Source organism: Methanocalculus sp., assembly GCF_030651615.1.
In the GTDB taxonomy this organism is placed as follows: Archaea; Halobacteriota; Methanomicrobia; order Methanomicrobiales; family Methanocorpusculaceae; genus Methanocalculus.
Genome location: NZ_JAUSCG010000211.1, coordinates 1 through 13,038, shown reverse-complemented (window position 1 = coordinate 13,038; position 13,038 = coordinate 1). Strand labels below are relative to the sequence as shown.

The window sequence follows — 13,038 nt, the reverse complement described above, 5'->3', positions numbered from 1 at the left end:
GAAGATATGGTCGCTTCAGATGCAATCCAGCAGGAACGCCTGAAACAACTGAAGGATCGCTTCTTTATATATATTCTTAAAAATAATGAGGCTATTAATAGATCTCTTCCGGTGTTCTTTGGGCATGTTGAATCTGCAATTGATCGTGCATTTCCACGTCTCTCAGATCCTGAATACAACCTCTTCTTTGATGAGATCGCCTGCCAGATCTTTCGGACAAGTGCTCATATCGATGAACCTCTCTTTAATGAACGATTAGGTGTTGCACTTTCGAGGATGAAACGTGGTGGAGGAAGGGGAGCCCTCGATCTCGTCTCAGGTCTTCACCGTATCAGAAGAGAAAATTATCCAAATGCTGTAGAACACCTTAAGAAATACCAGCATCATGATCCGCTTGTCGGCTTTGCACTTGTTTTCTGTTACATGATGATCGATCTCAGGCGACCGAGGATCGAGTCTCCGGGAGAGCCGGATTCACGTCCGTCAGAGATGGCACTGAATGCAAGAGAACAGTTGATGGAGCTGAGTTTTCATCGCCCGAAGCTTATTATTCACCCTGTCCTTAATGCGGAAGAGCAGGCTGTTCTCGATGGCATCTTCTGGAAGGTGTATGAGAGGGCAAGAGAGTGGTTTCCACATGAACGATGGTTTATTACCATCGCTCTTACCAAGGCGGAGCATGAAAGGGATACGGGAAGGCATAATAGTGTCCTGAAGGAGGCGATGGAGTACTTCCCGGAGGATATTATTTTTATGCGGAGATCCTTCTCAGATGCCCTCTCGAAGGGGTCTATTGAATCGGCCGCCCTCATCCTTCAGACGATGATAAAAGTGCTGCCTGATGATGCCGAGCCGATCTATTACGGCCTGAAACTTGCACTCATAACCGGAAAAAATCAGATTTTTTATCGCTTTAGAAAACTTGCCATCATCCGCGGTCTTCCGCCATACCTCCTCCTCCTCCTCGATTATGCATTCGAAGTCCTCCAGATGAATATTGAGGGTGCGTCACAGAAGCGTGAGCTATTCATCACGCAGTATCCCCGCCTTGGGTATATTATTGAGTCTCTTCAGTATCTGGAGGAGGATGCTTTTTCGGGGGTTTCTTCCCGGCAGAAAAAGAGTCAGAAGGCTCTACTCTCGATCATCGACCGTTTTGCCATGATGGTGCTGAAGGTTGGAGAGGAGTGATCTGGTATGAACAACGACATTTTTATTCAGGCGTTCCTCTCATCCCCGGAGGGGATGCTCCTTATTGAAAAAGGGAAGGGATCTATCATTGCGATGAACAAATCCCTCTCTGAGATCCTCGGATCTCCGGAAGGGGTCGATCTCTCTCTTCCTATCCATGAGGTCTTCCCGATATCCGATGAATCCTCATCTCTGTGTGTATTGCTTGAACAGAAGGTGTATGATACGATAGTGGAGGAACGTGATGGTTTTATTCTGCAGATCCCTGATACGTCAGGATGTTCCACCAACCTCCTGCTTCGTCCCCGGCAGTTCTGTCTGAATGGGCGGGACTATATCCTCATCATGGTATCGAAGGCTTCCGGTGAAGTCGAAGCAAATCTCAGGATGAAAGATGCGCTTGCTGAGAAGGAGGTGCTGCTCCGTGAGGTTCATCACCGGGTCAAGAACAACCTTCAGGTGATCTCAAGCCTCCTGAATCTTCAGTCGCAGTTTGTGGATGATTCCAGGATTGTCGGATACATGACTGACAGTCAGAACCGGGTCAGGGCACTTGGATATGTCTATGAACACCTGTATCGTTCGAAAGAGGTGGGGCGTATCGACTTCTCTGAGTACACGACCCGGATTACTCAGAGCCTTCTGCGTGAATACAGCTCGTTTGCGCAGCGGGTGCATATCAAGTATGATGTCAGGGATGTAACGCTTAACCCGGACACCTCAATCCCTCTTGGACTCCTGCTGAACGAACTGATCTCAAATGCTCTCCGGCATGCATTTCCAAATGGTCGTGAGGGGGCAATCAACATCTCCATGCGCCCAAATGATGATCGGAGTTACACATTAATTATTTCTGATGACGGTGTCGGACTCCCGCCGGATATGGAGTTTGATAGGGTTGAGTCTCTTGGTCTTCTTCTTGTCTCATCCCTTGTATCCCAGCTGGATGGAACGATAGAACTGAAACGTGATCGTGGTACAGAATTTAAAATTACCTTTAAAGCATTACAATATAAGGAACGGAGGTAAAAAGAATGGCACAATACCGGATATGGATCGTTGAAGACGAGTCGATCGTTGCGATGGATTTAAAGGCCCGCCTGGAGCGGATGGGGTATACCATCCCTGGCATCTCAAGCTATGGTGAGGATGCGATCGAGAAGGTCCGAACACATCGTCCTGATCTTGTTCTGATGGATATTGTTCTGAAAGGTGAGATGGATGGTATCACTGCTGCCGGGATCATTCGGAATGAGATGGAGATACCTGTCGTCTATCTGACAGCGTATGCTGATGAGAAGACGATCGGGCGGGCGAAAGTAACCGAGCCGTACGGGTATATCCTGAAACCTTTTGAAGAGCGTGATGTTCTCACTGTCATCGAGATTGCTCTCTACAAAGCTTCAATGGAAAAGCGGCTGCGTGAGAGTGAACGGTGGATCTCAACGACGATAAAGAGTATGGGGGAGGGGATCATCGCAACCGATATCGAGGCGATGGTGAAGTTCATGAACCCGGTCGCCGAGCATCTCACCGGGATGACAGAGGCAGAGGCGATCGGAAACCCTTCTTCAAAGATGTTCTCTATTGAGGTTGGGGATACCGGCCGTCAGGCTTCTGATCCTGTTCTTAAGGCTCTAAAGGACCAGACTACTGTTACTTCTGATGAGACAATGGTTCTGATATCACATGATGGAACCAGGCGATATGTCGAGTATACTGCAGCTCCCATCCGTGATGACCGTGAGAATCTCTATGGGGCTGTGCTCATCTTCCGCGATATTACCGGGCGGATCAAGATCGAAGAGGAACTCCGGCGTCACCGTGAACATCTGGAAGAGATCGTTGCAGAGCGGACGACAGAACTCCGAAAAGCAAATGCCAAACTTGAACAGATGATCAATTATATCAATATGACCGAGCAGAGATGGGCGGAGGAGATGCTCCTCTCTGAAGTCTCCTGCCCTGATAAACCTCTCCTTTCAGTTGCAGAAGGGGTGATCAGCATCGATCGTGATATGCAGATCGTCTTAATCAACCACTTTGGTGAGGAGATAACCGGGTGGAGACAGGAGGAGGCGGCCGATCAACCGGTATCTTCAATACTGAATTTTGTGCGTCCAAACGGTGAGATCCTTGAATGCCCGTTAAATTCTGTGTTCGAGTCCGGAGAAGTTCAATCGATCGAGGAAGGATGCCTGCTGGTACGCCGGTCAAATGAGAAGATTCCTGTGAGAATAAAGATTGAACCGATCCGTGATCACTCGGGTGAGATCATCGGTGCCACAATTAGTATCCGCAGAATTGAATAGATCTTTTAATTTGCTATTCTTTTTCTCATCCGATTTTTATTGTTTTTGAAAGGCAGGAGCATCCTATCCCGGGTGCAGCTACACGGAGATCGATATAACTCATATCAAGACCGAGTGCTTCCTGAGATGAGGCAAAAGCCCTTTTTGGAGTGTTGTTGATCTCACTGAGATGTGAGAGGATGACGGTGCCAATTGATCCTTTCAGATCTCGTATACAGTCCGCTGCCATGGTATTAGAGAGGTGTCCGGTTTTCCCTCTGATCCGCCGTTTCAGATACTCAGGATATGGTCCGTGAGCAAGCATCTCCGGACAATGATTTGATTCAAGTACAATTCCATCACTTGCAGAGAGATACTCCATCATATGCGGGGTGACAATGCCGGTATCGGTCATGATCGAGAGGCAGAGGTCTCCGCACCTGATCGAATATCCGCAGGGTTCGACTGCATCATGGGAGACTGCAAATGGTGTTACAACAAACTCCCCTGCCGTAAAAGAGGTATTGTACCGGCATGGGTTCTGAGGTGCCTGTTTTTTAATTGCCTGGCGGGTGGAACGAAATGCCGTAAGTGTTCCTCCGGTTCCTGTGAGCGGGAGGTTTAGTTCTCTGGCAAGTGCCTCTGCTCCCCGCACATGGTCTGTATGCTCATGGGTGAGGAGTATTGCATCAACAATCCCCGGATCTTTACCTGATGCAGAGAGTCTTGTTATGATCTCTTTCTTCGAGAGCCCTGCATCCAGTATCAGGGCACTCTCGCCGCTCCTGATATACATACAGTTGCCGCTGCTTCCGCTTGCAAGCACTGTGCACTCCATCAGTTACAGTATTGCACTCCCTTCCAGATAACATCAATTGAATGTACTAGATCTCACCACCATGACGTTCAAGTTCTGACAAGACGGGGGCAAGTGTACCACTCATCACTGTTCGTCTGGCAAGTTTTATCAAGTATCTTATATACTGAATATGCGTGATCTGGAAACTGACGATCAGTCCAAAGAAGAGAGATACGATGAATATCAGAATAAATTCGGGTAATGCAACCATATAACACCTCATGATTCGCGTTCAAGTTCGTCGAGAAGAGGGATGAGGGAGTCTGCATCCGAACACGCCTTCCCCACAATGAGAAATCTCCTCTCATAATATCTGGAGAGTGCAATATGCCCTCCCATGAGCCCTATGCCGAATGCCAGGGCACCTATTACGATATAGGCAGAGAAATCCATTAAAAATTCGCTCATTTCATCACCCTATGTCGATTCTGTCCAGAGAGTATATATAGTAACCCCAAAACGTCTCTCTTCTCTGGAAAGGTTCAATGGATCTCCGGTTGCATGAGTGATTATGTGGAAGCCACTTGATACCAGAGGCTGGAAGGAGAAGCGGCGGGGTGACATATCGGGGGTTCTGGGATCGGTTCGGGAGATCATTGAGGCGGTCAGAAGAGATGGGGATTCTGCTCTCTTTGATCTGACGAAGCGATTTGATAAGATTGAGCTTGAGGATCTGGCCATTCTGCCTGAAGAGATCGAAGATGCCTATGAAGAGGTGGATGTCCGGCTCATCGAGGCGCTCTGTGAAGCAGAAGCACGGATAACCCGGTTCCATGAACTTCAGAAGTCACGTTCTCTCTGGCTTGAAGAGGTGGAGCCGGGTGTGACACTTGGTGTCAGGACGATCCCGCTTTCCCGTGTCGGTTGTTATATTCCGGGTGGAAGGGCTGCGTACCCGTCCACAGTCCTGATGACGGCAATCCCTGCACGGGTCGCCGGTGTTCCAGAGATCTGCTGTTGCACTCCCCCGCCAGGTGATCCGCTCACGCTGGTAGCAATGGATATCGCCGGGGTAACGGAGGGCTACCGAGTCGGGGGTGCCCAGGCGATTGCTGCGATGGCACTTGGCACAGAGACGATCCGGCCGGTTGAGAAGATTGTTGGTCCGGGGAACGTCTATGTGACGGCTGCAAAGATGCTCCTGCGTGATTATGCCGAGATCGATTTCCCGGCAGGTCCGTCTGAAATAGGTATCATCGCAGATGAGACTGCTGATCCCGCTTTCATTGCAGCTGATGTCCTTGCACAGGCAGAACATGATCCCAACTCGGCAAGTGTCCTCGTCTCAACAGATGCCGGTCTCTGCGACCGGGTCGGTGTAGAGATTGCCAGTATGCTACAGACGACACCGAGGCGTGAGATCATTGAGGCTGCCCTTTTGCAGTCCGGGTATGTTGTTGTCAGGGATCGGTCTGAAGCGGTCAGGGTGATGGATGCGATTGCACCTGAACACCTATCGCTTCAGGTTGCGGATCCGCTTGATCTCCTGCGTCAGGTCGGACCTGCGGGCTCGATCTTTGTCGGACCATACACCCCGGTCGCCTGCGGGGATTATGCATCCGGCACAAACCATGTCCTCCCGACCGCAGGGTATGCGAAGGTCTATTCCGGCCTTGATGTCCACCACTTCTGCACCCGGTCACAGGTTCAGATCCTCTCTCCTGAAGGGCTCTCTGCGATCGGCGATGTGGTGGAGGCACTTGCTGAGGCGGAGGGGCTTAGAGCACATGCTGAGTCGGTGCGGGTGCGGCGGCGGGGGTAGGCTCCCCCTCTTTAAAATTCACCCTATATCCTATACACCGCTTTACCGCTCTTCTCTCCCTTCCACTTTCCCTCTCCTGGTCCAAGAGGTGCGATATCGTCTGCAACCTCCCGGAGGGTGGCGCTTGTGAGATCGGCGAGGTGCACCGCCCATGCTTCCGGTGTCCTGGGTGCCACATCGCCATAGTCTCCGTGGTGTGACTGGATGATATGGAGGAGATGGAGGTAGGTGGCATCATCGAGGTAATCCTTAAACCGGGTAAGGAAGGTGATCCCAAGCGGGATGTGTCCGATCAGATCGTACTCGGGCAGGGCGATATATCCGATACCCTTCTCTTCAAAGCAGAGCGCCTTGCCGATATCATGGAGGAGTGCACCGGCGATCAGAATGTCGCGGTCGATCCCATAGCTCTTCTTTGCCTCAGCCATGGCCACAGCAATTGTTGCCGTCTCCAGGGTATGCTCTGCAAGGCCGCCCCGGTAGTTATGATGGCGTTTCTTGGCAGCAGGCTTCTCGTAGAAGCCGCCCGCATCCATCAGGGCAAGGGAGACCACCAGTTTTAACTGGCCGTTTCTGATCGTCCCGGCGAGGTTCTGTAAGGCAATAGCGGTCTCTTTGATATCAACCGGTGAATAGACGAACTCTCCCTTTTCAGATGCCTGTATTGCTACCGGGGCCGTGAGGTTTGCAATGCCATCATTGATATTGATCTCGCATTCGCCATTGAAGACCTTTGCAAAACCACGGATGTGGTAGACTTCTCCCGGCTGGAGGATTTTGCCGAGTGCTTCGATCTCAAACGCTGGTTGTGATGGCAGGCCCCAGATCTTGCAGGAGATCCTGCCGGTTCTGTCGGCGAGGGTGGCGTGGAGGTACCTGCCATCCTGCTTCTTCTTCCTGATGTCGATGCTTTCGAGGAGGAAGAGCGAATCGACCTCACATCCATCGCTGATGTCTGTTATGGACTGGGTTTTTGGCATGGGATCACCTGAGGGGGATTGTGTTATTCTGTTTGGACGTGTGTATGAGGATCTGGTCTTTGACAAGTATTTTGTGTGTCGATTTGCCCCTCTAGGGATAGAGATCCGGATAGAGCATATACTTCCATGCAGGAGTGATGATGATCTCCTTGCCTTCGATCTGCTCATGGCCAAAACTGTCCATTGTCAGGATATACCCCTGTGCCAGATTATATTCATGAAGAGCATCAAGCAGCCCGCTAATCTCTCTCTTTCTTGTTTCGCTGTTGTGTAGATCGGCAGATACCTGGATGGCAGAGAGAACAGATGGTTCTTTCATGATCAGAAAATCACACTCCTTCCCGGATGCGCCTGAGTGATAGAAGAGGGATAGCAGAGGTGGTCAAAAACGAATGAGCCTTTCTTTCGGTTCTCTGAGCAAAAAGGAATGGGCGTATATTTGATGACATATGTCACCGAAACTCCTCCCAGGGGGCCCAGCCATCCCCCTTCAGAGTTCGGTGAAGGCAACCTGAAGGTCACCGGGGGGGGTCATCACTCCGCCAGTGAGGATTATTGGCACTTCGCGCCCATGATTTGTTACTGGTCTCTCTCTTCTCCTCAACCACAGTTTTTCCTCCACTATCGTTGTTATGGAAAGGGATCTGCTGTGAGGATGATACCACACTATGGATCTGTTATGTGCTTATGGACATTGTGGCAATTAGGATCATTATGCACTCTATGCACACTCTTATATCTTCAGTGATCCCATATTCTCCCATGTCACCCGGTACTGCTGATTCGGGAATTATCTCGATTAAACGAATTCCAGTAAAGGAGCCCACCTGGCGGGAACTTCATAATCTGAAAGAAGCAGGGCAGAGTTTTGATGAGCTGATTGCAGCTATGATCCGGCGGGAACAGGATTTCCGTGAATGGAAGATGATCTGCGAGATCGATAGAATTGGTGAATTCATCCCCTTTGATCCTGAAGAAATAATGCAGGATGATTGAGTGAAATAATCGAACAGTTGTATTATTCGGATAGAGGGTTGTTTTTTGTGTTTTCAATTGTAATCGAGAAGAGTGCAAGGGAATATCTTGGAAAAATGCAAAAAAAGACCCGCCGAATACTTGTCGATAAAATACTTGAACTACAGTACAATCCGTATCCCGGAGGCAACAAGGAAAGACTGGATTATCCCCATCCTCCTGTGGTCTATCGGCTTCATGTCAGTAGATCATTTACAGTTTTCTCTATTATCAAAGAGGATGAGCGAACTATCCGGGTGGAAAAAATCATGACTATTGAACAAGCACATAAAGAGTACCGACGACGATAAATGGCATATAAAGTGCTGATCGCAGCCCATGCAAAAAAAACCTGGGTAACCTCCCGGTACCTGTCGGAAAGGCACTATACCTGGAGCTGACAGCACTCGCCGGTGAAACGAATCCAAAAAATCATGTTAAAACGCTCAAAGGGAGCAGCGATCAGTCTTTTTATTCTCTTCGGGTAAGGAACTACCGGGTCATCCTCACAATCGACAATGCGGTGATGATCATCCACGTTATTGAAGCAGGCCATCGAAGCTCGATATACCGTCAGTATTGAAGAATAAAGGGTGTCAGATGCCACCTTTTAGATTCTCCCCTGCCTTTTGGATCACCTCATCAGAGGGATCAAGAATGCACAGCCTCTTACAGTCACGTGCCTCCTGTAAAGCCGTGATCGCTTCAGCATACCGACTAAGACTGGCAAGCGCAAGCCCCCGGTAGTACCAATGAAACCGGGTTTCTGCAATAAAACTGATCACCGTCTCCCATGCTTCAACTGCTTCTGCATGCCTGCCGAGGGCATCAAGAGAAGAGCCACGGATGTACCATGGATGGCAGAATTCAGGGCAGATTGCAATCGCATGATCACACGATTCGATTGCATCGGAATATCGCCCAAGGGAGAAGAGCGATGCCCCACGCAGTGACCATGCATCCACATAGCCTGAAGCATGGTCAAGCGCCGTATCATAGGATGCAACCGCTTCAGTATACCGGCCGATGGCGTCAAGGGCAGAACCCCGGTTGGTCCATGCCAGGGCAAATTTCGGATCGAGAGCAACCGCCCTGTCAAAGGATTCGATTGCTTCATCATACCTCCCAAGGCTGGCGAGTGCATAGCCGCGATTGTTCCATGACCCGGCATGCCGGGGATTGATCGCAAGTGCCGTATCATAGGAACGAACAGCTTCGTCATGACGACCGAGATCATCGAGTGCGTTGCCGCGATTGTTCCACGCCAGGAGGTGTTTTGGTTCAAGAGCAAGTGCCCGATCATAGGATTCGATCGCATCGGTATGACGGCCGAGACTACTCAGTACTGCACCACGATTGTTCCATGCATCCGTATGCCGGGGACGACGGGCCAGCGCCCGGTTATATGCTTCGAGAGCCTCGGCAAAATAACCGTTTTCGAAGAGCTCTACCCCCTTGTTGAAGTCGCTTTTTCTGAGAAAATTAAAGAGTGGCATGGTGATGATCCTGGTTTTATGGTAGTAGTTTCTATTCCGTAGCTTTCATGCTTTGGATTCATACAAAACCAAAGCAGCAAATAGCATTACGTACTCATGGGGTTGACAGTAAAATACTTTTCATAGAGCTTATGATGTTCAGAATTCCGATTTCCTGATTCCAGCTCCTTTTTCAGTGTTATCAGCTGGCGATCAAAGTCCTTCTCATCCCCGGCTGCCTGATCAATGTTGTAGTAATTGTAAGTGTACAAGGCGGCGAGGTTCCTCAAGAGTATCGCCCTTATAGGGGCGGTGCTGTGAATAATTCCATGTGGTTCGAACAGTTCGATAATAGAGTTCATGGCCATCACTGTACTATTCGAAGCTTCGGAATGTATCGTCGATCGCATCCAGCTCCTCCCGGATGTAGACGAGAGACATCTTGGTGGACATAAGAAACTTGACAAGGCTCTGAAACAGTCGGTTGATATTCTCCCTCGTGGAAAAATTCCGGTCCATAACCAGTTTCACCCGTGAATACCCAGGGATATCCGGTTCTTCAAGAAAACGGCGGATCGTCTTGCTATCAAGAATGTTTTTCGCTCCGATATGGGAGAATATCATGAGAATCTAAGGAAAATATGGAGTTAGATTTTGGGCTAGTTAAGTGTTGCCGGGAATGTAGGTTACAGGTATAGATCACCAGGTACAAAACTTTCCGCTATAATCAACCCGTACTCTCTATTCCATCCAATCGTAATCTATAACCAACTATAGTAACTGTATACTCGTATGCCAATGACGTCGGTGCAGATCCGGCCGGAAACAAAAGAGAAGCTCCAGGATCTGAAGATTCACCCGAGGGAGACGTATGATGAACTCATTAATCGTCTTGCCGATGCAGCGTATGATGATGAACCCCTCTCTCAGGAGGAAATTGAAGGCCTCAAAGTGAGCGAAGAAGATATTAAAGCAGGCCGTTACCGTACTCTGCGGGATATCATGCGTGATCTCGGTGACGATCAGGTCATAGGCAACTGGGTGACGAATAGTGTACAGGGTGCTCTTCACACCTTCTGCTGAGCGCTCAGAAGGCGAATTTCATGAAGTGACGTGATGAGCTCAACGTGGCGACCGGGTCAGTGCCCCCATCACCACACAACCTCCATCACCGCTCTCTCCTCCTCCTTCACGTCACCCATCTTCGCCCCTTTAAACTGGTACTTCACCATCGGATCATACTCCTCATACAACGCACACTTATCCAGCAGGTCCACAAACTCTCTCAAAAATATCCTTGGAATGACATCGATCCTTCCCCCAAACCGCGAGGTGATCTTTGTTATCATCGCCCTGATGAACCTGAGGTTCACCCGGCTCTGGTCCACCTCGCCGTATGCCTCACCATAGATCTCGATGACACGGGTCGCCACCTCTTCAAGCCGTCTCTCGTCAAAACGGGAGAGGATGATCTGGGTCTGGAGCGGGTTTCTAAACCCGTCATCCTCGATCGTCTGAATCCGATCAAAGAGCGGAGGAAGGGACCGGATTCCTTTTGGCCCCTCAAAAAAAGACGGTGTCCCGGTAAAGAAGAAGAATGTATAGGGTGACTCGTTCCGATCAACCGCATCGACGATACGCCGAAGGTTCACATATCCCTTCTCACGAAGTGGACGGCTTGAACCCTGTGCCGTCTCGGTCTCGTCAAACGCGATCGAAAGCCCACGGTATCCGGCCTGCACGATGATTCTGGCAATCCCTCTGAGGAACGGGAGGGCAGTCCCCTCATCGACTGCTCCCCGGACACCAGCCTCGGATTTGAAGGTCCGGCCGACTGTCCCTTCACCGGAGATCCACCCGAGTGCCGCCTGTGCGACCGCAAAATCCCCCCGGTTATTCGCATGATAGTATGTCCTGACCGCTGCTGCCAGACCGCTATTCTCCTCAGAGACACGAATGAGGGACTTCTCCATCTCTTCAGCCGTAGCAATGGCAAGCTTCTCCTCATCCTCGTCGCCGCCCGACTCGATCAGCCGCTCCTCGATCCGGTAGATCCAGGAGTCGATGATACTCTTCAGGGCATGCTCTCCATTCTCCGTCCTGAGACCGTTCATCACAGCACTGTAGAGGGCAGCGAGTTTGTGCAGTGGTGTATCAGGTGAGATGACGACATGTGAGGTTACAAACATACCTGATCGTGCGATCTCCTGTGCCCGGCAGACGAAGAATGTCTTCCCACTCCCGAAATCTCCCCTGACGAACTTCAGGTCGGATCTGCCTGTTGCCACATAGTCGAGCTGATCGGCGATCGCTTTCTCTTCTGCTGCAATACCTACTGCGAGCCGTTCGAGCCCTGAAGCTGGAACGGTTCCACGCCGCAGAGCATTGATGATCCCGATACTCTGCAATTTCCGGTCGCTCTGTTTTTCACTCCCCGATCCAGGCATATATCTCCCCATTCTCTGAAATGCCCCGTTTTTCGATGATTGATATTCCCTGCTCAAGGGCTTTTCTGATGATCTCGTTCACAATACCGGCAACCCGCCTCGTTCCGAGTAGATTTCGGAGCTCCATCTCATGCGTCTCTTTATGATCACGGATAAAACCCATCGCTTTCTCCTCCTTCTCATTGAGTGAGAGGAGATCCTTAATACCGACAGCCTTCTCCTTTACCGGTTCAGCTGTTCGCCGGATCACCGGATCTTCAGAGAGGGCATGTTCCTTTGCATGGGTGAGGAGTGGGATGAAGTCTTCGATCCGGATCGAGGATGGGTAACATGGCATCACGTCAAGCCCGATCAGACAGTGTTCTTTGCATGCCTGGTAGTCTCGGTCATCGAGGGCACCGGATGCTGCATAGAGGGAGGTGACAGAGAGGATCTCTCTTCCGCCTGCACTCAGGTCAGGGAGCCGTTCAAGAAGCTGCTTCTGGAGTTCTGCTGTGATCTTTTTGTTCCGGTACAGCCTCTCATCCCCATGAACGATTGCACCTGCTGCCATCTCAAGATCTTTTACCCGCTGAACATGAGAGAGGATATAGAGCATCACCATCTCAGCCTCACGGCACTCCCCCCCCCGTGCAAGATATGCGGCATACGGGATACCCCCCCTGAGAAAGTCGCTCCGGTATCCCCGGTAGTATGCATCCCGAGCCTTCACGGGCTCACCGTACTGCTCAAACATCTCAGCCAGTGTCAGGAGGCATACCCATGAGGGGTGTGGTTCGAGGAGTGCTGTCACCCTTGAAATCACCTCTCCCTTTGTACTCCCACCTGCCTTGAGGTATGCAATGTACTTCTCAAGGATCACCTTCAGGGAGTCCGGGCTTTCCATTGTTTTGAGCTGCTCTGAGATGAGGTTGTGATACTCCATAAGAGCAGCTTCCATACTCCCGGTTGCCGCGAGCAGATCACAATAAACCAGATGGTATATCGGATCATCCCCCCTCTCACGGAGTTCTGCTATC

At 50.3% G+C, this 13,038-nt stretch carries 16 protein-coding genes; 6 read left to right on the top strand and 10 right to left on the bottom strand.

The annotated features are described in order from the left end of the window. The 3 genes from Q7V06_RS09085 to Q7V06_RS09075 form a co-directional block, all read left to right on the top strand. Positions 1-1,191 (top strand): hypothetical protein (locus Q7V06_RS09085; RefSeq protein WP_304840775.1); only part of this gene is annotated, 1,191 nt, incomplete at its 5' end. Between the two features lie 6 nt (positions 1,192-1,197). Beyond that, a complete protein-coding gene (locus tag Q7V06_RS09080) occupies positions 1,198-2,220 on the top strand; it encodes a sensor histidine kinase (RefSeq protein WP_304840774.1) in 1,023 nt (340 codons plus the stop codon). Between the two features lie 5 nt (positions 2,221-2,225). Then, a complete protein-coding gene (locus Q7V06_RS09075; protein ID WP_304840773.1) occupies positions 2,226-3,503 on the top strand; it encodes a PAS domain S-box protein in 1,278 nt (425 codons plus the stop codon). A gap of 25 nt (positions 3,504-3,528) precedes the next feature. Here Q7V06_RS09075 and Q7V06_RS09070 read toward each other — a convergent pair whose 3' ends face one another. The 3 genes from Q7V06_RS09070 to Q7V06_RS09060 are packed head-to-tail and all read right to left on the bottom strand — an operon-like array spanning position 3,529 to position 4,749. Further along, positions 3,529-4,320 (bottom strand): MBL fold metallo-hydrolase, encoded by a 792-nt coding sequence (locus tag Q7V06_RS09070; RefSeq protein ID WP_304840772.1) that lies wholly within the window; start codon positions 4,318-4,320, stop codon positions 3,529-3,531. A gap of 46 nt (positions 4,321-4,366) precedes the next feature. Next, positions 4,367-4,552: a hypothetical protein gene (locus Q7V06_RS09065; RefSeq protein WP_304840771.1), complete on the bottom strand. Its 186-nt coding sequence runs from the start codon at positions 4,550-4,552 to the stop codon at positions 4,367-4,369. 8 nt (positions 4,553-4,560) lie between these two features. Further along, positions 4,561-4,749, bottom strand: a complete 189-nt coding sequence (locus tag Q7V06_RS09060) for a hypothetical protein (RefSeq protein ID WP_304840770.1) — start codon at positions 4,747-4,749, stop codon at positions 4,561-4,563. Positions 4,750-4,852: 103 nt separating this feature from the next. Between Q7V06_RS09060 and hisD the strand changes: the two genes are divergently transcribed. Then, complete coding sequence (hisD, locus tag Q7V06_RS09055; protein WP_304840769.1) at positions 4,853-6,103, top strand: histidinol dehydrogenase; 1,251 nt, start codon at positions 4,853-4,855, stop codon at positions 6,101-6,103. Positions 6,104-6,126: 23 nt separating this feature from the next. Here the strand turns inward: hisD and Q7V06_RS09050 are convergent, their stop codons facing one another. After that, a complete protein-coding gene (locus Q7V06_RS09050) occupies positions 6,127-7,083 on the bottom strand; it encodes an HD domain-containing protein (RefSeq protein ID WP_304840768.1) in 957 nt (318 codons plus the stop codon). A 91-nt stretch (positions 7,084-7,174) separates the two neighbouring features. After that, the gene (locus Q7V06_RS09045; protein WP_304840767.1) at positions 7,175-7,402 is read right to left on the bottom strand and encodes a hypothetical protein; all 228 of its coding nucleotides are present in this window, start codon (positions 7,400-7,402) and stop codon (positions 7,175-7,177) included. Positions 7,403-7,845: 443 nt separating this feature from the next. Here Q7V06_RS09045 and Q7V06_RS09040 point away from each other — a divergent pair, with 443 nt between their 5' ends. After that, complete coding sequence (locus Q7V06_RS09040; RefSeq protein ID WP_304840766.1) at positions 7,846-8,079, top strand: hypothetical protein; 234 nt, start codon at positions 7,846-7,848, stop codon at positions 8,077-8,079. Between the two features lie 614 nt (positions 8,080-8,693). On the opposite strand, the gene Q7V06_RS09035 is transcribed toward Q7V06_RS09040, so the two are convergent. From Q7V06_RS09035 to Q7V06_RS09025, 3 genes are all read right to left on the bottom strand, one after another. After that, on the bottom strand, positions 8,694-9,593 hold the full coding sequence (locus tag Q7V06_RS09035) for a tetratricopeptide repeat protein (RefSeq protein ID WP_304840764.1): 900 nt from the start codon (positions 9,591-9,593) through the stop codon (positions 8,694-8,696). 86 nt (positions 9,594-9,679) lie between these two features. Then, the gene (locus Q7V06_RS09030) at positions 9,680-9,982 is read right to left on the bottom strand and encodes a hypothetical protein (protein ID WP_304840762.1); all 303 of its coding nucleotides are present in this window, start codon (positions 9,980-9,982) and stop codon (positions 9,680-9,682) included. Then, positions 9,948-10,196: a hypothetical protein gene (locus Q7V06_RS09025; RefSeq protein ID WP_304840760.1), complete on the bottom strand. Its 249-nt coding sequence runs from the start codon at positions 10,194-10,196 to the stop codon at positions 9,948-9,950. The genes Q7V06_RS09030 and Q7V06_RS09025 overlap by 35 nt, the downstream gene beginning before the upstream one ends. Positions 10,197-10,364: 168 nt before the next feature. On the opposite strand from Q7V06_RS09025, the gene Q7V06_RS09020 reads away from it, so the two are divergent. Further along, positions 10,365-10,655 carry a hypothetical protein gene (locus Q7V06_RS09020; RefSeq protein ID WP_304840758.1) on the top strand — a complete coding sequence of 97 codons (291 nt, stop codon included), beginning with the start codon at positions 10,365-10,367 and terminating at the stop codon, positions 10,653-10,655. A 68-nt stretch (positions 10,656-10,723) separates the two neighbouring features. Here Q7V06_RS09020 and brxD read toward each other — a convergent pair whose 3' ends face one another. Then, positions 10,724-12,019, bottom strand: coding sequence for a BREX system ATP-binding protein BrxD (gene brxD, locus Q7V06_RS09015; RefSeq protein ID WP_304840756.1), 1,296 nt, complete (start codon positions 12,017-12,019; stop codon positions 10,724-10,726). After that, the coding region (locus Q7V06_RS09010; protein ID WP_304840754.1) for a hypothetical protein at positions 12,000-13,038 on the bottom strand (1,039 nt) is incomplete at its 5' end. The genes brxD and Q7V06_RS09010, both read right to left, overlap by 20 nt.

Coding starts and splice junctions, on each gene's coding strand:
- Q7V06_RS09080 (WP_304840774.1), top strand. CDS start 1,198: ATGAACAACGACATTTTTATTCAGGCGTTCCTCTCATCCCCGGAGGGG.
- Q7V06_RS09075 (WP_304840773.1), top strand. CDS start 2,226: ATGGCACAATACCGGATATGGATCGTTGAAGACGAGTCGATCGTTGCG.
- Q7V06_RS09070 (WP_304840772.1), bottom strand. CDS start 4,320: ATGGAGTGCACAGTGCTTGCAAGCGGAAGCAGCGGCAACTGTATGTAT.
- Q7V06_RS09065 (WP_304840771.1), bottom strand. CDS start 4,552: ATGGTTGCATTACCCGAATTTATTCTGATATTCATCGTATCTCTCTTC.
- Q7V06_RS09060 (WP_304840770.1), bottom strand. CDS start 4,749: ATGAGCGAATTTTTAATGGATTTCTCTGCCTATATCGTAATAGGTGCC.
- hisD (WP_304840769.1), top strand. CDS start 4,853: ATGTGGAAGCCACTTGATACCAGAGGCTGGAAGGAGAAGCGGCGGGGT.
- Q7V06_RS09050 (WP_304840768.1), bottom strand. CDS start 7,083: ATGCCAAAAACCCAGTCCATAACAGACATCAGCGATGGATGTGAGGTC.
- Q7V06_RS09045 (WP_304840767.1), bottom strand. CDS start 7,402: ATGAAAGAACCATCTGTTCTCTCTGCCATCCAGGTATCTGCCGATCTA.
- Q7V06_RS09040 (WP_304840766.1), top strand. CDS start 7,846: ATGTCACCCGGTACTGCTGATTCGGGAATTATCTCGATTAAACGAATT.
- Q7V06_RS09035 (WP_304840764.1), bottom strand. CDS start 9,593: ATGCCACTCTTTAATTTTCTCAGAAAAAGCGACTTCAACAAGGGGGTA.
- Q7V06_RS09030 (WP_304840762.1), bottom strand. CDS start 9,982: ATGCGATCGACGATACATTCCGAAGCTTCGAATAGTACAGTGATGGCC.
- Q7V06_RS09025 (WP_304840760.1), bottom strand. CDS start 10,196: ATGATATTCTCCCATATCGGAGCGAAAAACATTCTTGATAGCAAGACG.
- Q7V06_RS09020 (WP_304840758.1), top strand. CDS start 10,365: ATGCCAATGACGTCGGTGCAGATCCGGCCGGAAACAAAAGAGAAGCTC.
- brxD (WP_304840756.1), bottom strand. CDS start 12,019: ATGCCTGGATCGGGGAGTGAAAAACAGAGCGACCGGAAATTGCAGAGT.